14 protein-coding genes are annotated in these 18,385 nt (G+C 64.5%); 8 read left to right on the top strand and 6 right to left on the bottom strand.

Annotated features, from left to right (window positions below):
* Positions 1-138: 138 nt before the first annotated feature.
* The 4 genes from ASF98_RS19375 to ASF98_RS19360 form a co-directional block, all read right to left on the bottom strand.
* A complete protein-coding gene (locus tag ASF98_RS19375) occupies positions 139-1,392 on the bottom strand; it encodes a hypothetical protein (RefSeq protein WP_055805640.1) in 1,254 nt (417 codons plus the stop codon).
* A 290-nt stretch (positions 1,393-1,682) separates the two neighbouring features.
* The gene (locus ASF98_RS19370) at positions 1,683-3,647 is read right to left on the bottom strand and encodes an SIR2 family protein (protein ID WP_055805446.1); all 1,965 of its coding nucleotides are present in this window, start codon (positions 3,645-3,647) and stop codon (positions 1,683-1,685) included.
* A 70-nt stretch (positions 3,648-3,717) separates the two neighbouring features.
* Positions 3,718-4,242 (bottom strand): hypothetical protein, encoded by a 525-nt coding sequence (locus ASF98_RS19365; protein ID WP_055805443.1) that lies wholly within the window; start codon positions 4,240-4,242, stop codon positions 3,718-3,720.
* A 74-nt stretch (positions 4,243-4,316) separates the two neighbouring features.
* Positions 4,317-5,183, bottom strand: a complete 867-nt coding sequence (locus tag ASF98_RS19360; RefSeq protein WP_082506956.1) for an ATP-dependent DNA ligase — start codon at positions 5,181-5,183, stop codon at positions 4,317-4,319.
* Positions 5,184-5,267: 84 nt separating this feature from the next.
* Between ASF98_RS19360 and ASF98_RS19355 the strand changes: the two genes are divergently transcribed.
* From ASF98_RS19355 to ASF98_RS19330, 6 genes are all read left to right on the top strand, one after another.
* On the top strand, positions 5,268-6,449 hold the full coding sequence (locus ASF98_RS19355) for a tyrosine-type recombinase/integrase (protein WP_200939409.1): 1,182 nt from the start codon (positions 5,268-5,270) through the stop codon (positions 6,447-6,449).
* A gap of 620 nt (positions 6,450-7,069) precedes the next feature.
* On the top strand, positions 7,070-8,893 hold the full coding sequence (locus ASF98_RS24565; RefSeq protein ID WP_200939408.1) for a tyrosine-type recombinase/integrase: 1,824 nt from the start codon (positions 7,070-7,072) through the stop codon (positions 8,891-8,893).
* A complete protein-coding gene (locus tag ASF98_RS19345; protein WP_055805440.1) occupies positions 8,890-9,435 on the top strand; it encodes a DUF6262 family protein in 546 nt (181 codons plus the stop codon). Before ASF98_RS24565 ends, ASF98_RS19345 begins: the two co-directional genes overlap by 4 nt.
* 655 nt (positions 9,436-10,090) lie before the next feature.
* On the top strand, positions 10,091-10,414 hold the full coding sequence (locus ASF98_RS19340; protein ID WP_082506955.1) for a DUF3040 domain-containing protein: 324 nt from the start codon (positions 10,091-10,093) through the stop codon (positions 10,412-10,414).
* Between the two features lie 63 nt (positions 10,415-10,477).
* Positions 10,478-11,602 (top strand): glycosyltransferase, encoded by a 1,125-nt coding sequence (locus ASF98_RS19335; RefSeq protein WP_200939407.1) that lies wholly within the window; start codon positions 10,478-10,480, stop codon positions 11,600-11,602.
* Positions 11,603-11,828: 226 nt separating this feature from the next.
* Entirely contained in the window at positions 11,829-12,497 is a 669-nt protein-coding gene (locus ASF98_RS19330; protein WP_055805437.1) for a DUF998 domain-containing protein, read from the top strand.
* A 69-nt stretch (positions 12,498-12,566) separates the two neighbouring features.
* On the opposite strand, the gene ASF98_RS19325 is transcribed toward ASF98_RS19330, so the two are convergent.
* Entirely contained in the window at positions 12,567-13,997 is a 1,431-nt protein-coding gene (locus ASF98_RS19325; RefSeq protein ID WP_326950728.1) for a TrkH family potassium uptake protein, read from the bottom strand.
* The gene (locus ASF98_RS19320) at positions 13,994-15,391 is read right to left on the bottom strand and encodes an APC family permease (protein ID WP_200939406.1); all 1,398 of its coding nucleotides are present in this window, start codon (positions 15,389-15,391) and stop codon (positions 13,994-13,996) included. Before ASF98_RS19320 ends, ASF98_RS19325 begins: the two co-directional genes overlap by 4 nt.
* Positions 15,392-15,752: 361 nt before the next feature.
* Between ASF98_RS19320 and ASF98_RS19315 the strand changes: the two genes are divergently transcribed.
* Positions 15,753-16,667 (top strand): ABC transporter ATP-binding protein, encoded by a 915-nt coding sequence (locus ASF98_RS19315; RefSeq protein ID WP_055805434.1) that lies wholly within the window; start codon positions 15,753-15,755, stop codon positions 16,665-16,667.
* Positions 16,667-18,286, top strand: a complete 1,620-nt coding sequence (locus ASF98_RS19310; protein WP_055805432.1) for an ABC transporter permease — start codon at positions 16,667-16,669, stop codon at positions 18,284-18,286. The genes ASF98_RS19315 and ASF98_RS19310 overlap by 1 nt, the downstream gene beginning before the upstream one ends.
* The last annotated feature ends 99 nt before the right edge of the window (positions 18,287-18,385 follow it).

Raw genomic sequence — 18,385 nt, 5'->3', positions numbered from 1 at the left:
CCGGACGGCCGCTCTCGACCGACGTGGGGAATTGTTGGTGGATTTTGGTTGGGATCAGTGAGGCGCCCAGGAAATCCGTCCGGGCCTTCGGATTTCCGGGTTCGTCGGAGTTCAGTTTCCAAAGTTGGCGGCACCGTTCTAGAGGTCGTCGAAGTAGTTAGCGGCCTTCTTCTGTATTTGCTTGAGCCTCTTTGAGACAGCGCTGTGGTTTGCGTACCCGAGTATTTGGGCTATCTCGGACTGGCTCGTGACTCCGCTGTTTAGCAGTACGACGATCTGGCGGTTCGGGCCGTCGAGCAGGGTCAGAAAGTCGTTCGTGACGAGCTGGCCGATGATCTCGCTCTCGGGGCCCTGCACAGGAATGGTGTCTTTGAGCTCGACGAACCGCACTCTAATCTTGGACCGCTTACGGTACAGCTTGCGTTCGAAGTCCTCCCTCGCGAAGGACCAGCGGTCGGAGAAATCGTCTTCAACCCGATTCGAGCGCACGGCATCGAGGATGCTACGCAGATTGCCCGTCTTATCGGCGGCCTCGATGGACCAATCGAGGGCCTCCGCTGCATCTTCTTCTCCGATCCAGATAGGACCACCCTGACGCGGGTTACCCTTCACCGCCCCGTCCAGGAAGCTGCCGTCCTCAAGACGTATCCTTTCGGGTGCAACCCCCTTATCTACCTCGGGGAAGTCACCAAGGATGGTCCGGATAACCTCCGTAACCGGGGGAAGCCAAAAATCGAGGTTGTGCGACAGCATGCGGACAGGTTCGTCCTTGGAGAAAGCGCTGAGGGGGGATCCTGGCACGAGACGGCGCCAGATTTCCCAAGACCAGGCGCTAGCGAGTCGCTGCTCGAAATCAGGCGGCAAAAATCGATCCGGACCCGTCGAGTCCATCACGAACGGCCATTGACCGGCTCGCACAAACGGAAGACCGAACCGCTCAAGTGTGGAACGCCGCAGCAGATGAAGCAGGGGTGCGTACTCGTAATACCGAGATCGCGTCCTCGGCACGAACATCACGTTGACGTCGCCGATGTTCGCAATCCTCCGCATGTCTTCGGGGAGTTCGTCCTCGTCGAAGATCCGCCGGCGGTAGTGTCCTGCCTCCCACATCATGTTCCACTTGGCCACCGCCAGTTGCTTCATCATGGTGTTCTCTGCCAACCCTTGCGCCATCCTCAGCGTGACGTACTCCGTCGGCTTTGGGGAAAGAGAGACCAGCACGGCCTGGAACATGAACCCGGCCGACATGTTCGACATGTATGGGTACAACTCAGGCGACGTCTCTGCGGCCGGGACCAAAAAGCCGGATCTATCTAGGTCGTCCAAATCGGATGTGTGTAGCTCCGGGCTGTCTGTCACGGTTCCCTCACTCGGGTCATTGATGCTCTTCATGCCCTTACTACGACGCATGCCCTCCATTCTGTTCCATGGGCTTGAAGAAACTTTTGTAAGCGGGACCGTCCGATGTCAGAAGTCGTCGGCGCCAGGGACTCAGGCCGTCTACCTCACCATTGCTCTGGAAGCTGGCGCACCCCAGGAGGGCAGCGGCTAATTGGCGCTTTATACCTCGTGGGTTCCGCCCTGCCAGCCATGTCGGCACTCATGTGACTATCTCCCGACGAAATGTACTGGAGACTCACGACCCGGTTATTCAGGCAAGTGGCGGGCTCGGAGCGATGAAGCTACAGATCACCTATCCGAAAGTTGTCGGGGACAACTCCGCCACCGCCGGGCAGGCTGCCAATGGCGACGTCGCGGCCAATAATGCCAATGGCTACGTCCACAGCCGCAACCAGGGCTTTGAGGTCGTTCGGCTCCCCTCCGGCTAATCCCGCCTGGGCCAGAATGTGAGGAGCGCGCTGTATGTCTAGTTGAGCTCGTAGTTTCTGTCCGATGGATGACCTGAATACTTCGATGCTCGTGTTCTGCACCCTGACGTAGGGTCTCCAGACGGAGACGTTGTCCGCGAGCCCGCCGATTTGCATGTCGTGATGGCGGGTGGCAAGACGTAGCGACTTCTCGGCGGCGTCGTGTTCATCCACGTCATTGCTGGAGTTGGCTGCATCCATGCGCTGCCTGGCTGAATCCAGGTGACTAGCCGTCTCGCGGGCAACCTCAGCAAGGCGGACGGACGAAGGTTTCGCAAAGGTTGATTCCACGAGACGGAGGAACTCGAAGGTGTCCCATGACTCTTCGAAGTTTTTGGTGCCCACGGTCAGGTGTTGAACGAAAAGCGGAGACAACAGCTTGTAAAGGTGACGGCCGGGAGATGCGTCTTCGCGAAACACCACGTCGGGTGACAGCAGTTGTGACAGGGGAAGGCGCCTTCTGGCCGGGTCCTCTGCGTGCAAGTTCAGGAGTCTGTGGACGAGGTCCATTCTGCCGGAAGCCGTTGCGGCGATGCCGGCCGCATAGAACATCTGCAACGCGGAAATGAGTGGGAGCTCTCCTACATGACGTAGTCCAGGAGCGCTTATCTCGGCCGTGAAGCGGGCGATTTCCCCTATCCACCATTGATCGGATTCGTCAGTTCCCCAGTACGCGGCCGTGGCGATGAGCGCCGTTGGAACTAGGGTGGCTTCTTCTACTTGGGCCAGCATCCGCGCGTATCCGCCGTCAGGGGACTCCGTTCCGGTGCGGCTCAGAACCAGGTCTTTCTGCTGGTGCAGGTTGTCGAATTCTAGTTGTAGGAGGTCGTGGAGTCGGATGGATGTCGTTCTTCCGGCCAAATAGCGTTTGGCCGTTCCGACGGCGACGGCTGGAACCAGGGGGTGCCTGGATTCCCTATCGCTAAGGGCATCAACGGCATCAGCCAGTCGGCCGATCGCGGTGTCTCCGTTTGAGGTGATTTTGACCGCTGCAATTTGGGAACGAAGATTCTCCGCAATAGGGCTTAGTGATCCTGGTTCGATCCAGTAGGGCGTATAGACGCGACGTGCACTCCTTGATATTGCTCCACGAAGGGCGGGATCGTACGTTGCGGACCAGCCCACCATGACCAGACCGTAATCGAACATGATCCTGTCCAGGAACGAATCGACGTGTTCGGGATACACAGCGAGTTCTGACTGTGTGTTGAGCATCGCGGTGGGGTTCAGGTAGTCACCATGTAGGTGCACAACCAAAGCTTGCATTGTGTGAACGGGAGCCAACCCATGAACGTCGGCCGGATGACTGACCACAACCGGTTCGATGCCCAGGTCCTTGAGCGCAGTTTCCATCAACCGATCAAAATTCAATGTGAGGATTACCCGTACAGAGCCGGTGGCCACCAAGCGGGCGATAGCTCTGTGTGCGGCGGTTGGCTTCTTCTGTTCAAGCTCACGTTCGAGGTCGGAGGGTTCAAAGTATCCTCGCAGCAATTGTTGGCGCTCGTGTTGGGTTGGCGCCAGTCGCTCCAGCAGGCTTTCATAGGATGGCGGTTCGCCAAATTTCCTTTCGTACCAGGCAAAGGGATCATCCGGGGTTTCACCTTCGGCCCCTGCCATCTGTATCAGCAGGTCTTCCTGCACTCCCCATGCCGACGGCACTCCGCTGGGGATGGAGATGCCGGCGCCAAGCACGAAGGCATAGGACCCAGGGGTTGAATGCAACGAAAAGGCAAGGCTGATGAGCTGGTCGAAATTGATACTCGTCAGCGGCTGCACGGTAGGGCTCCTACGATTCGGGCACGGCGGACTATCACTGTAACCGGTCGCTGCTTCGGGATGAGGTTCACTACTTGTCTGCCCACCGTTCGTGTGCGGACTGCCGGCTGATGCCGACAGCGCGGCCAATGTCGGCCCAGGATGCTCCGGCGGCTTTGGCGGCGGCGACGGTTTTGTCGAGCCGGTGGCCGGCCTGATGATATTCTCGCGCGGCTGCTTCCACACCGAGGATGGCTTCTGATGGGGCGATGTGTGCTTTCCACTCGTCGTGGATGGCGTCTTCGACCTGGCCGGAAGCGTTGGCGAATTCTTCGGGTGAAACGTAGTCCCGCCGGCGGCTGAAGTCGGCGGCCGCCGGCGACGTGACCCGCTGCCACAGTTCGCCTCGCCAGCCGCATTCACAGGCTCCGCGCCAGCCGATGATCTCGCTGTCCGGGATGACTTCGTAGTCGGTCATCGTCGTGTCCGGTGGGTAGTGTCCGGTAAGGCCTTTGAAGAGCATGCCTCCGGCGGTTGTCGAACCGGACAGTCTTCCGTCCGGTGCCACACAGGCTGCATAGCCCTCGTGTTCGTTGTCGCTTGATATCCAGCCCATAGCCTGCACCCTTCTGTCAGGTGATCCTGACAGTCAGTGTGTCAGGGACCCCTGACAAAAACTAGGGCACCGTTTTAGTGATCGGCCGGCCCGAGCATATCGGGCAGGCTGATATCCGCGGGAGAGAGCTCGGGCCTTGCCCGGACGAGGCGCAGTGGGTGTCGGAAGGACCGGCCTGACCAGGCTGTGTCGGCGGAGACTTCCACGACCACGGGTTCGACCAGTGTCAGCGTCACTGGTTCTTTGTCCCTGTTGAACCGGTCCAGTGTCGTACCTTTCACGGTTTTGGGCCATGGATGGGCGCTGCGGGGCGGTTGCAGCCACCGGGCCAGCTCGCGGCAGGCCGCTGTCTTAAGCGGTGTGGATCTGCCGACGATCCGCAGCTCACCGTCCAGGATCAGCCCGGCCACGATCTCTGAGGGTTGGTTGATCGGCCCGATGACCGCCCCGCACACGACCTCCACGGTCTCTCGGTGCTTCAGTTTCATCCAGTTCCTGACCCCTCCGGCGTACGGTTGGTCGCTGCGTTTGATGATCAGCCCCTCGATGCCCGTGCGGGGCAGCTCGTCTAACCACCTGGCGGCCAGGTCGGGATCGGTCGTGGTGGGGGAGAGGGATAGCGGTGGCTCCCATCCGCTGGCAAGTTCTTCCAGGAGCGCGCGTCTGTGGTGTAGCGGCAGTTCCCGGGCGTCATGTCCGGCCACGGCCAGTAGGTCGAATGCGGTGTAGTTGGCCGGTGTCTCGCGGACCAGCCCGGGAAGGGTCTTCGGGCCGGCACTCAGGCGTTGTTGTAGGGCGGAGAAGTCCAGCCGGCCTTGGGTCCAGATCACGGCTTCGCCGTCGATCACGCAGCCGGGCGGCACCGCGGCTGCGGTGGCCGCAACGAGCTCCGGGAAGTACCGGTTCTGTTGGGCCCAATAGCGCTGTCGCGCATGTCGCATTTCCGTACTGCGGCATCTGTCCGGAACAGCAGCTATCGGTGTGTCGGGCACGTCCTTAACGTCGCGAGTTCTAGCATCCTTGGCATGAGCATCATCTCCGGGATGAGGTGCAGGGGTGATCGTGCCATGACGACCTTCAGGTCTTTCCCAGTGAGGTTGCCTTCGGACTTTCGTTACTGGACTGTGCTCGATCCGGCGTATCGCGTGGTCGTGGAAGCGGATGACTTCCTGCTGCACCACCGGATGGGCCGGGACGGTGCGGAGTCCACTAGCCAGTCCTATGCGGCGTCGTTGGCACTGTTCTTTGACTGGGCCGCATCGATCCGTAAGCCGTGGCGGGAGAGCGCCCCTTATCTAGGCCGGTTCGTCTACTGGCTTCAGCACTATCGCCCTGACCAGGTGGCCGCTCGTCGCACAGCAGTGGTGCGTGGGCCGCGGCGGGTGAACGCGATCATGGCGGCGGTGCGAAGCTTCTTTCGGCACGCGGCCTCGGTGGGTCAACTGGACCCGGAGGTGCTGGGGGTGGTCTATGACTCCTTCGACACAAATAGGGTGAATGAGGCCGCACGCGGAGCCCGTTATCACCGGGCAAGCGCCCGGCATCGTTTGTCCGAGCCGGACTCGCCAATCGTGAACGCTGCGGGGGAGGACGTGGCAGAACTGATCCGAGCGGCCCGGAACGCCCGTGACCGGTTCATAGTCATTGCAATGTGGAGGATGGGGTTACGCCGGGGCGAGCTGGCCGGGTTGCGCCGGTCGGACGTCCACTTCGTGCCTGATGCCTCCCAGCTCGGCTGCGGCTTTCGGGGCACGCACCTGCATGTCGTGCGAAGGACGAATCCGAACGGTGCATGGGCGAAGTCCCGCCGCCAACGGGTCGTGCCGGCTGACTGGCTGACTGTTCAGGCTTACGACCAGTACATCGTTGAGCGGGACCGCGTCGACCCGCGCGGGCGGTCGGACTTCCTTCTGGTGAACCTGTTTGCCGATCCCGTTGGGACCCCGATGCGGCCAGGCGGCATCAACGAGGTCTTGGTCCGGCTGTCGTCTCGTGCCGGCCTGGTGAGACCGGTTCATCCGCACATGCTGCGGCACAGCTTCGCCACCAACGTGGCGGAGCACGGCGGCACCGCCGACGTGCTCAAAGAGCTCCTCGGTCATGCCTGGATCTCATCCAGCGACGTGTATCTACACCCATCGCCTGAGCGGCTCCGTGCCGTCGTCGAGCGGGTCCCCGGACCACGAACGACGGGAGACGGACAGTGAGCTACTTGAGCAGCGGCAGCCGGTTCCGAGTCGAGGCGGTAGCACCGAACAGCGAACTGGATGTGCTGAGTGCCGCGTTGCGGCCCGACTTTCTGGCCGAAGTCGGCTGGAAGGCTGACGAACAGATCCTGGCGCCCCCGCGGAACCATCCTTTGCTCGGCGTCCGGCAGTGCGCGCGGAAGGAGTGCAGCACCGGTGTCGCTACCCCCGGCCACGATCTATGCCGGGCCTGTGGGCGTGAATTCCGCTGCAGCAGCCTATCGATCGAGGCATTCCTGAACACCACGAGCGGACGCCCGGTGCGCGGCGAAAGGTTCTGCCGCGTCTCGGGGTGCCCTCGTCCAGCCTTCAAGCGCTCAGGCCTGTGCTCGGCGCACGACTTCCGCTTCATCCAGGATCCCTCATCAACCGTTGAGGATTGGCTGGAGGCCGCCAGGCCAACGCCGTTGTCGTCTTTCGGACCATGCCGGGTACCTTCCTGTTCCCGCGTCGCGGGCGCATCGAACCGGCTTTGCCATCCGCATGCCCTGCGGTGGAGCCGGTCCCGCCGGACAGATCCGCCACCGGACCTGGCGGAGTGGGCTCGATCGCAGGAACCGCCCGTCGACAGCGGCCGGATCGTGGCCTTCAAGGGACTGCCCGATCAGGTGATCACGGAAATCCTCGCTGGACTGCAGTGGCGGACCGATGACTACACCAAGACCTCCATGATTGTGTTGCGTGCCCTGGTACGTCATGCCCGCCAACTCCAGGTGGCCAGTATCTTCGATCTCCTTGACCACGAAATATGCAGCGAGTCCAGGCACATGGCCGCGTTGATCCGGGCACTGACTCTCGCCGTGCAACGGAGCCTGACCTCGCCTGAGCGAGAGCAACAGCGAGACCGATGGGACCTGGCGATCTTCGGCGGCAAGGGGCAGATCAACTTCAAAGTTCTGTCCCAGCCGTGGCTCCGTGAGGCAGCCAAGCATTGGGTGCTGGAGGATCTTCCCCTCCACCGCGGCCGACAAGCCACCGCCACCTCCAAGCAGACCGTCCGGGCCATTCGGTATCTCTCCTGGAGCCTGCAGCACGGTCGCCCGGACCACGGCCTCGTGCTCAGCGAACTCGACCGCACCGACATCGTCCGTTTCACCAACCGTCTGGCATACCTGGAACGCCGCGGTGAGATCAGTAGCAAAAAGCGCTACGTCATCAGCACCCGGGTTCGGCGCTTTCTCGATGATGTCCGCGCCTTCGGACTCACCCGGCCGGCACGGCCCTTGGCTGGGCTGCCGGACGACTTCCGGCTGCGTCATAGTGATGTCCCCAGGCCCCCAGAGGATCTTGGGCCGGGCCGTGATCTTCCCACGCCCGTGCAGCGGACCATCAATGCACATCTGGCAGAACTCGAGGCACGCGCGGGACTCGATGTGCGCCGTATCGTCGAAGTGTTGATCGACACCGGCCGCCGCCCCGAGGAAGCATGCCAGCTCCCTTGGGACTGCCTGGACACCACAGCGGACGGCCATCAAGTGTTGATCTATACGGACAGCAAAAACAACCGACCGAACCGTCGCCTCCCGATCAGCGTCGAAACCGCCGACATCATTCGAGAGCACCGCGAGAACGTCCGCCAGCGCTTCCCCAACACGCCGCTGGACCAGCTGGCGCTGTTCCCGCGAAACCAACTAAACCCTTATGGCACCGTCCACGTCGGTGTCCCGCACATGAGCAAAGCTCACAGAGCTTTCGTTGACTCCATCGCCGACCAGCTCGTCGACGACGCCGGCCAGCCCTTTCCCGCCGCGGTCGTGGTGCCGTATGCCTACCGGCACAGCTACGCCCAGCGTCATGCCGACAACGGCACACCCCCGGACGTGCTGCGCGACCTCATGGGCCATGTCTCGATGGAAACCACGATGGGCTACTACCGGGTGACCGAAAAACGGGTCCGCCATGCAGTAAACAAAGTCGCCCAGCACCAGTTCGACAGTCAGGGCCACCGTGTCTTCGCCGACGTCGCCGGGCTCGTCGCCGAAGAACACGCGCGGCTGCGTGTGGGCCAGATCGCCGTGCCGTTCGGGGTGTGCACCGAGCCATCAAACGTTAAAGCCGGCGGCCACGCCTGCCCCTACAAGTACAGCTGCATCGGCTGCGGCCATTTCCGCAGCGACGCCTCCTACCTACCTGAACTGAAGTCGTATCTCCAACAGCTCCTCGCAGACCGCGAACGGATCCTCGCCGCGACCGATGTGCAGGAGTGGGTACGGGCCAAGGCGGCGCCCAGTGATGAAGAGATCGACCAGCTGCGCGGGTTGATCCGCCGCGTCGAGGACGACCTCGATCAGCTGAGCCCCGCGGACCAGCAGCGGATCCAAGAAGCAATCGACGTGATTCGCAGCGCCCGCCAGAAGGTCTCGCTGGGCATGCCCGCCATCGGCCTCCAAAAGGGGCAGTCATGACGCCCGAAACCAGTCCCAGCCCGCTGACCGCCGCCCGACAACGCGACGTCAATGCGCGCCGCACCCGCGTTGCCCAGGCACTCGACGCTATGCGAACAGAAGGCATCGCGATCACCATCTCCTCGGTCGCGGCCCGAGCCAAAGTGCACCGCTCCTTTATCCACCGCCATCTCGACCTTCGCGCGGACGTTTACGCGGCCGCCGACCAGCCATCGGCCGCAGCCACCGCCACCACGACTACGCGCCAAAGCCTCGAAGCCGACAACCTGAACCTGCGGGCCACTGTCCGCCGCCAGACTCAGCACATCTCAGACCTGGAAGCGCGACTGTCGGAGCTCCTCGGCGAGCAGGCTTACTCACGAACCGGGCTGGGAGCACCCCACAACCACGCCGCCCACGAGGAGCAGAACCAGGCACTGCGAGACGAAATCCAAGAACTACAAGCCAGGCTGCAGGACCAGGAGGAAGAACTAGGTGCCGCCCGGGAGGCGAACCGCCAACTCATGGGTCAGCTCAACAAACCGGCGGCAAGCGGTGGCTGAGCTGGCCGGCGTGGCACGATCCAGCAGGCGGCCTACCCGGACTGAACCGCCTCGCCCCCCTGGATGTCTCGGGTGACATCGCCTACCTCCATACCGCCTTTCCGGGTTGAGCGTGATCGATACAAAGCCCGGTTTACCTATGTATTTCGAATCTTCGTGGGGGCAAGCCTTCGGAGTTCGTGGGTCGTAGCCAAGACTAGGCGGCCTTGTGCTGGGCTGGTCTTCCTTGGCCGTTCGGGTGCTTGTATGCTGTGGATCGGAGAGCCGGGAAGCCTGGTCGGCCCGTGGGCAATGCCTGCGGAACGCCCTGGCGACCGCCTCGGGTGTTCGCGTGATGACCCGAGGAGCGGCCGGCTCATGAATGCAGCAAAGATCCCCGTCGTTAAGCCATTCGGTCCAGTCAAAGACTTGGCTAAAACACGTGCACCGTGCAGACCTTACCTGACGGTCGCTGCCGGTGAAGTCGCAGGATTCCCGGGCCCCGACGCTGCCTGCAAATCCACGCCATTGAGCATTCTGTTGGGGTTCATCCGTCCGGTGGCCGGACCTGTCCGGATGCTCGGGTTGGGTCGTTGGGCCGATCCCTCCCGGACGCACTGGGATACTGCGGTCTTCGGGTTCACAGTTGTACCCGGTAGGGCAGAAAGCCGCCGCCATGTCCCTGTCCGATGAAGAGCGCAGGCGCCTTGAAAAGCTCGAGCAGGAATTGTCGGCAACCGACCCGGATCTGGACCGGCAGTTGCAGGCCGGGATGTCCCGGAATTGGGCATCCGCCCGTACTGTCTACGCTGTGCTGGCCGTGTTTGCCGGCTTCGCCTTGGTCATCGCCGGAATCGTCACACAGCTTGCGGTCATTGGAGTCGCCGGTTTCCTGCTGATGGTCGGAGCAGCCAGTTGGTTCCTTAGCGGCCTCTCCCATGGTGGCGCGACCGGGCGGCAGCCAGAACGCCCGGCCAACGGGGGACCCTTGCCCTCATGAACGCCGCCTGATCCTCTCGGCGTTTTCATCATCGCGAGCACATCTCAAAAGGGAGACCTACTGATGAAGGTATTGATTATGACGCTGGGGACGCGCGGTGATGTCCAGCCGTTCGTGGCGCTGGCACGGGGATTACTCGGTGCCGGCCACGAAGTGGTGCTGACCGCGCCGGAACGGTTCGCCGGGTTCGCCGCTGGTCATGGGGTGCCGTTCGCGGGCGTGGATGACGGCCCGATGCGGTTGATGGACGACCCGGCAAATGCGGGTGCGGTGATCGAGGGTGGTGCGCGTGCCCGGCTACGGCAGGCACGGACCATGCCGGCCATGTTTACTCAACTGCTGGCCGACTGCTGGGCCGTCGCTTCGCACGGCGCGGGTGCCGGTGCGGATGTCGTGGTGCACAACGGCCAGATCATCGCCGGGCAGCACGTGGCCGAGAAGCTGGGCATCCCGGCAGTGCTTGCTCTGCCACTCCCGATATACGTGCCGACCAGGGAGTTTCCCTGGCCGGGCGTGGGCATGCCGACGTGGCTGCCCGCGTGGGCAAATCGCGCCACCTTCGTGGGGATGAAGGCACCGGCGGCAATATTCGGGCGGGTGGTTGACCGGTGGCGCGAAGACACCCTCGGCCTCCCGCCCCGCCGCGGCCGGCACGACCCGCTGCGCCGGCCGGATAACGGCCGGGCTCCGGTGCTGCACGCGTTCAGTCCTTCGGTGCTGCCCCCGCCAGCGGACTGGCCGGACTCAGTGCACACGACGGGCTACTGGTTTCTCCCGCCCTCGGACGAGGCGCTGCCGCCGCGCGTCGAGGACTTCCTTCGTGCCGGGGATGCGCCGGTGTTCGTGGGATTCGGTTCAATGTCCGGCAGTGATCCGGAGCGCAGCACGGCCCTGGTTCTGGAAGCGGCACGCCGGGCAGAGAAACGCCTGGTGATCGGGGCGGGCTGGGGCGGATTGGACAGCAGCATGTCAGGTGATGATGTTCTTGCTGTGGAGGATGTGGACTACCAACAGTTGTTCCCGCGCATGGCTGCCGTGGTGCACCACGGCGGCGCAGGCACAACCGGCACCGCCTTCGCTTCCGGACGCCCGCAGGTGGTGTGCCTTTCATCGCCGACCAGCCGTTCTGGGCTCGACTGGCACAGCACCGCGGTGTCGCTCCGGCACCTCAGCCGCAGCGCCAGCTGACAGCCGCCGGACTGGCTTCCGCCATCACCACCGCGGCCACGGATCCGGATATGGCAGGTGCGGCCCAGGAGCTGGGCCACCGTGTATGTGCCGAGGACGGAGTATCCGCAGCGGTCACCGCGCTGGAGCGCATCGCGGTGCCATAGGGGCGTTGCACGGGGGCAAATATGCGCGCAGGTAGCCATTTCATAAACCGGGATGAATCCTCGTCGAAAGGGAGACCACCATGTACGCCCGGATTGCAACCACGCGGTGGCTGCTCGGGGGCGGCATCATCGCAGGAGTGATGTTGCCCGTCGTTATCGGAGTTGTCGGAGCCACCCGCCGGGGGTACAGCGTGTGGCGCAATGGTGTGAGCCAACTTGGAACCGGCGACGGGGCGTGGGTGTTCACAGTCGCGTTCGTTCTCGGCGGCGTTCTCCTCGGAGGCTTCGCCCTCGGACTTCGCCACGTGCTGCGACCCGGCCCTGGGGCGACGTGGGGGCCGATCGTGATGGCCATGGCCGCTGTCGGCTTCATCATCAGCGGCCTCGTGCCCACAGATCCTGCGCTGGGTTACCCGCCGGGGGAGCTGCCCGTCCCAACGCTTGCCGGGCGAATCCACCAGGGCGCCGGAACCCTCGTCTTCGGCGGCCTCGCCGCAGCGGCATTCATCCTCGCAAGACGGTTCCGTCCGGGTGCACGGGTGCTGGCGACCTTCTCGACCGTCACCGGCACCCTCATCATTGTCTTCTCGGTTGCGGCCGGGATCGCTTACCGCCTGGACTCACTCGGGATCTGGCGGCCGGCACCGGCGGGGATCCTTGAGCAACTATCGCTCCTCGCCGCCTACGGCTGGCTCATCGCAATCGGCATCCACTACCGACGCACCCAACCCGTCGGGGCAAGTACATAGAGCCCCCTCTTGTGTCCGGACTCCCGCGAGGGCCTTCAGGGTGCGTCTGCCGCCGTCGTGGGCACGGGGCTAGCCGATGATGGGTCGTTCTTCCGGGAGTTGGTAGAGCCGCGGGCGGGAGGACAGGGCGAGGGATGAGGCCACGGTGATGGTGCCGATGCGGCCTGTGAACATGAGAGCCATGAGCACCCATTGGGCGTTGGCGGGCAGGTCGTAGGTGATTCCAGTGCTGACGCCCACGGTAGCGAACGCCGAAATTGATTCGAAGAGGACTTTTTCAAGGCTGTAGTCCGTGAACATCAGGAGCAACAGTGTGCCGCTGACCACGGCGGCGACTCCCAGGAGCGCGACCGAGAGAGCCTGTCGCTGGGCGGAGGAGCTGATGGAGCGGTGTGCGATGGTGACCTGGTCGCGGCCCCGGATCTCGTTCCAGATCGCGAACCCCAGGACCAGGAACGTGGTGATCTTGATGCCGCCGGCCGTGCCGGCGCTGCCACCGCCGATGAACATCAGGATATTGGTGATCATAAGGGTCTCAGGGGACGCGGCGGCGTAATCGATGCTGTTGAACCCTGCCGTGCGCGGGAAGACACTCCCGGCCAGGGTTGCCAGGAGTTTCCCGCCCGCCGACATCGGTCCGAGGGTCTCGTCCCGGTTCCATTCAAAGGCGCCGAAGAGCACAAACCCGGCGGCGAGGAGCAGCAGGGTGCCGAAGACGGTCAAACGAAGGTGAATCGTCCAGTCTTTCATCCTGACCCCGCCCTTCAGCAGGGCGATGAGCACGGGGAACCCGAGCCCACCGGCGATCACCGCCAGGCAGACCGGGATGATGATCCAGGGGTCGTCCGCGAAACTGATCAGGCTGTCGCTGTAGAGCGCGAACCCGGCGTTGTTGAACGCAGAAACAGCGTGAAAGGTCCCGTGCCAGAGGGCTGTGCCCGGATTGTCGTCATAGGCAAACCAGAAGCGGACCGTGAGAACGGCGGCAGTGACGGCTTCGAAAACAATCATGATCCGGGCGACCCGGAAAAGGACGGAACGGACATCTCCGAAGTTCAGGGTGTGCGTTTCGGACTGCGCGACCAGCTGGCCCCGGAGCCCGATGCTTTTGCGCACGAGCAGCGCCAGCAAGGTCGCCAAGGTCATGATGCCGAACCCGCCGACTTGAATCAGCCCAAGAATCACGGCGTGTCCAAAAGGCGTCCAGAACGTTGGGGTGTCGACGGTGATCAGGCCTGTGACGCAGACAGCCGAGACGGCTGTGAACAGTGCAGGAAGTACAGGGTCTGCCTCTGCTGCCGTCCGCGCGGCGGGCAGCATCAGGAGTCCGGCGCCCAGCAGGATCACGGCGAGGAACGCCAGGGGCACCGAACGGACGGGATGCAGCAGCGCGCGCCCGACACTGTCGCCTTGGACTCTGACCCGGGGCTGCCTTTGCGGGCCACCTTTCCAGGCGGCGGCATTGCGGATTTTCAGACCCTCTTCTCTTCCGGCCCTCACTCGGAGATCTCCTCGGCCTCTGCCGCGACGTTGCGGATACCCCGTGGCCGCCCGGCCCTGACCCATGCCCCGTACAGGACGGCCGCGATGATCAGGGCCGCGGCCAGGCTGATGACCGGCAGGCCCCGGGAGAGGTTGGCGACCAGGGTGAACGCCACTACCGCGGCACCCGCAATATTCATGATGAGGTAGCCGCGGCGACGGTCACGGTGGGAGAAAAAGGCCATGGAAAGCAGGCCGGCCAGGAAGCTCAGGAAAACCGACACGGCGTAAAAAAGCACGAGTTCCTGGTCGACGCCGCCGGCCGCGGCGGTGACAGCGCAGGCCAGGGCGATGAACAGCACCACCCCCCAGTAGGGCGTGTGGTGGGTGTTTGTGCGTCCCAGCGCGGGAGGAAGGATTCCGACGGTATCGCCCTGATTGTTGGTGTGGCGGGCGAGGGCTTTGAGCAGACCGGGGCCCGCCTGGAACGAGGAGCTGGCTGCGGAGAGCAGCAGCAGTGCGGTCACGAGCTGGAAGGCGGCAAAGACCGGACCGGGAGCTGCAAGCCGGGCCAGTTCAGCGATCTGGGTGCTGTCCTCGGGCGGGATACCGACCTGCAGGTGCGCGGCTTCCAGGGTCAGGCTCAGGGTGATCGTTCCAACGATAGCGAGGGTCAGCCACAGCGTGACCCTGCCGAAGCGGCTTCGGCCGGCGTCATCGAGCTGGCCCAGCTGGGCGATCGCCGACGACGGGGCTTCCACACCCGTGGCCAAGGCCATCGCCACAGGGAAGGCCAGGACCACGGCGATGACCGGGGGGTGCCCGGGAGTGTCGGTGATGGTCCCGACCGGTTGCGGGGTGGCGCCCAGGCCGTAGAGCAGGACGAGGACGGAGACAATGATGAATCCCACGGTCATCGCGGCGAACACCAGGCGCCCCAGATGCCCGAACCATGTGCCGGCGCCGACGAGGATGACGAGCGCCAGTGCGAGCAGCAGCCGCCAGGGGGCCAGGGCGGGAAAGTAGGCGATTGCCGCTGATGCCCCGGCCGAGACGCTGATGGCGATCGTGAGGACGAAATCGACCACCAGGGCGCCGATCGGGATGAAGGACCAGCGGTCTCCGAAGGCTTCACCGACTGCTGCCGAGGCTCCGCCGCCCTGCGGGTAGCGGATGACCAGCTGCCGGTAATTGAGGATCACCAAGGCGATGATGGCAACGACGAGACCCATTGTGGGTACGAGCAGGCCCAGGTCGCCGTTCAGCGCCCGGAGGGCTGCTTCAATGGCGTACGCGACTGAAGACACGGGGTCGGCCATCACGGCAAAAGAGAATGCCAGCAGTAAGGCCGTCCGGGAACGCAGCGCTCCGGCGAGGCCGCGCCCGGGCGCTAGCCTTTCAGGTGCCGGCATCGGATGGTCCTTTCCGCTCGTCGGACAGCGCTGCGCGCCCTGGTCCGGGACCCGGACGGACTGCCGAGAACATCACGGAGCGTAACACCGGAAATCCGGCGCACCGCCGGCTAAGGGGCAGTCTTTACGAATCCTTAACACCTCCGGTTTCGGCGGGCACTGGACCCTGTCGGGGTGCGGCCCGCGTGTTGCGCACACCTCCGGGCCGGAGGGGGTGTGAAGGTCTTCCTCGTCGGTTCGGGTGCTTGTATGCTGTGGATCGGAGAGCCGGGAAGCCTGGTCGGCCCGTGGGCAATGCCTGCGGAACGCCCTCGGCGACCGCCTCGGGTGTTCGCGTGATGACCTGAGGAGCGGCCGGCTCATGAGTGCAGCAACACAACCTGTCATCGAGACCCTGGGTCTTGTTAAGAATTTCGGCAGGACGCGGGCCTTGGACGGCCTGAATCTGAGCGTCGCCGCCGGTGAAATCCACGGTTTTCTTGGCCCCAACGGTGCGGGGAAATCCACCACCCTGAGGGTTCTTCTGGGCCTGATCCGCCCCACCGCCGGCACGGCACGGGTGTTCGGTCTGGATCCCTGGGCTGATCCTGTCGCCACGCACCGGGACATTGCCTACGTCCCGGGGGATGTGAGTCTGTGGCCGAACCTTTCCGGCGGGGAAGTCATCGATCTGCTCACCGGCCTGCGCGGCGGCGCCGACGGGAATCTGCGCCGGGAGCTCATCGAGGAGTTTGAGTTCGACCCGCGGAAGAAGGCCCGGACCTACTCGAAAGGCAACCGGCAGAAGGTCGCCCTGATCGCCGCGTTCGCCCGCCCTGCCCGGTTGTACTTGCTGGATGAGCCCAGCGCCGGCCTGGACCCGGTGATGGATGCCGTGTTCCGCCGCCACATTGAACGTGTCAGCAGGGGCGGGGCGACCGTCCTGCTTTCCAGCCACATTCTTAGCGAAGTCGAACAGCTCTGTGACCGGATCACCATCATCCGGTCCGGTACCGCGGTCGAGACCGGGACCCTGGGTGAACTCCGGCACCTGAAACGCACGCATTTCCGGGTCATCGGACTGTCCGAGCCGGCGCGCCTGGCGGCGCTGCCCGGTATGCACGAGATCAGCATTGACGGCGCCGTTGCCGAGTTTGACGCCGATGCCGCGGATCTCGGTGCTGTCCTGGCCGGCATCGCCGAGCCGGGGATCAGCGGACTCAGCGTCGCACCGCCTTCGCTGGAGTCCTTGTTCCTGCGCCACTACAGTGACCGCACCGAAAGCGAGGCGCGGTGATGTCCGGCGTGCTGCGGCTGTTTTTGTTCCAGGCCCGCAGGGACCGGGTGACGCTGCCGGTCTGGATCCTGGGCATCGCCCTACTCGGCTTTGCGACCTCCAGCGCCGTTGTCACGCAATTCGGTGACGAGCCCTCGCAGGCAGCGATCCTGACCCTGGCCGCATCGAACCCGGCGTTTCTTTTCCTCCGCGGACTGCCCGACGGCACCGGTGTCGGGGCGGTCGTGTTCTTCCAGGGCTTTGCGTTCACTGCCGTCCTGGCCGGACTGATGAGCACTTTCCTGGTGGTACGGCACACCCGCACCGACGAAGAGCTTGGCCGGGCCGAACTCCTCGGCTCGGTCCCGCTCCCGCGGGCAGCGTCCCTGGCAGCGACGCTTCTGCTGGGCGCGGCCGCGAACATGCTCCTGGCCATGTTTCTCGCCGCCGGTTTCGTCGCCGCCGGGCTTCCGGTTCCCGGCGCAGTGGGGGCCGGTGCCGCTGTCGGTGCCGTCGGTGTCTTCTTTGTCGGCTTGGCCGCGGCCGTCGCCCAGGTCCTGCCCTCGGGAAGGAGCGCGAACGGTGCTGCTGCCGGCCTGGTCGGGGCCGCGTATCTGCTCCGGGGTGTCGGGGACGCGCTGGGGGCACCGGCGGCGGACCTGCTGCACGTGGGCAGTGCTTGGCCCTCGCTCCTGTCGCCCATCGGCTGGGGCCAGCGGGTACGGCCGTTCACCAGTCCGGACCTGTCCGCGCTACTGGTCCTTCTCGCTGCTGCGCTGGTCCTGGCAGCCGCTGCAGTGCTGATCCGGCGACGGCGGGATGTGGGCGCCAGCCTGCTGCCCCAGCGTGACGGCAGGGAACGGGCCGGGGCCGGGGGCACATCGTTCGTGGGTTTGGCCTGGCGCCTGCAGCGTTCCACCCTGGCCGGATGGTGCGTCGGGGCCGCGGTCCTGGGCGCGGTGGCTGGCGCTCTCGGCCCCTTGGTTTCCGAAACGGTGTCCAGTGTGGCGCCGTTGAAGGAACTCATTTCCCGGCTCGTGCCGGGCGGCCAGGCCGGACTCATTGATGTGTTCGTCACGGCCCTGCTCGGCGTGGCCGGGGTGTTCGCGGCCGCTGCAGGCATTCAGGCGGTGCTGCGGATGCGCGCAGAAGAGACCGAAGGCAGGGCAGAAGCCCTGCTCGCCGCGCCGGCAACCCGGGCCCGGTGGCTCGGCGCGAACCTGTTGATCGCCGCCGCCTCAGCGGTTGGTGTCTCCGGAACGGCAGGGGTCACGGCCGCGATCGGACTGGGACTCTCCGGCACGTCCAGCGGACCTGCCATGTCTCTGGTGCCGGCAGCGATGGCCCACATCCCGGCCGCCCTCGTTTTCCTCGCCGCCGCCGCTGTGGTCTTCGCCGCCGCACCGCGCCTCAGTGTCTTACTGGGTTGGGGAATGCTGGCCACAGGACTTGTACTGGGCGAATTCGGGGAGCTCTTCGGCCTGCCGGTGTGGCTGCAGGACGTGAGTCCGTTCCGGCACTCCCCGGCCATGCCCGTGGAACCTTTCGACCCCGGCGGGGCGCTGGCACTGGCGGCCATTGCGGCCGCCCTGGCAGGCCTGGCCGCCTATTCCCTTCGACGGCGTGACTTGACTGCCTAATGGGCTGTGCATGGGCAAGGAGTTGGTCAGGCACCTGGATGCCATGAAGTCGGTGACGGCTGCCTGGGCTTCTTCCCGGGCCGGTCCGAGCCAGAACAG

This window comes from Arthrobacter sp. Leaf337 (genome assembly GCF_001423745.1).
In the GTDB taxonomy this organism is placed as follows: domain Bacteria; phylum Actinomycetota; class Actinomycetes; order Actinomycetales; family Micrococcaceae; genus Arthrobacter.
Note: the sequence above shows the minus strand (reverse complement) of the source record. Positions and strands in the feature narration are given on the sequence as shown.

Excerpts from the sequence above, each read along its gene's own strand:
- ASF98_RS19340 (WP_082506955.1), top strand. The coding sequence starts at position 10,091 with ATGTCCCTGTCCGATGAAGAGCGCAGGCGCCTTGAAAAGCTCGAGCAG.
- ASF98_RS19315 (WP_055805434.1), top strand. The coding sequence starts at position 15,753 with ATGAGTGCAGCAACACAACCTGTCATCGAGACCCTGGGTCTTGTTAAG.
- ASF98_RS19310 (WP_055805432.1), top strand. The coding sequence starts at position 16,667 with ATGTCCGGCGTGCTGCGGCTGTTTTTGTTCCAGGCCCGCAGGGACCGG.
- ASF98_RS19330 (WP_055805437.1), top strand. The coding sequence starts at position 11,829 with ATGTACGCCCGGATTGCAACCACGCGGTGGCTGCTCGGGGGCGGCATC.
- ASF98_RS19360 (WP_082506956.1), bottom strand. The coding sequence starts at position 5,183 with ATGCGACATGCGCGACAGCGCTATTGGGCCCAACAGAACCGGTACTTC.
- ASF98_RS19335 (WP_200939407.1), top strand. The coding sequence starts at position 10,478 with ATGAAGGTATTGATTATGACGCTGGGGACGCGCGGTGATGTCCAGCCG.
- ASF98_RS19320 (WP_200939406.1), bottom strand. The coding sequence starts at position 15,391 with ATGCCGGCACCTGAAAGGCTAGCGCCCGGGCGCGGCCTCGCCGGAGCG.
- ASF98_RS19355 (WP_200939409.1), top strand. The coding sequence starts at position 5,268 with ATGAGCATCATCTCCGGGATGAGGTGCAGGGGTGATCGTGCCATGACG.
- ASF98_RS19365 (WP_055805443.1), bottom strand. The coding sequence starts at position 4,242 with ATGGGCTGGATATCAAGCGACAACGAACACGAGGGCTATGCAGCCTGT.
- ASF98_RS19375 (WP_055805640.1), bottom strand. The coding sequence starts at position 1,392 with ATGAAGAGCATCAATGACCCGAGTGAGGGAACCGTGACAGACAGCCCG.
- ASF98_RS19345 (WP_055805440.1), top strand. The coding sequence starts at position 8,890 with ATGACGCCCGAAACCAGTCCCAGCCCGCTGACCGCCGCCCGACAACGC.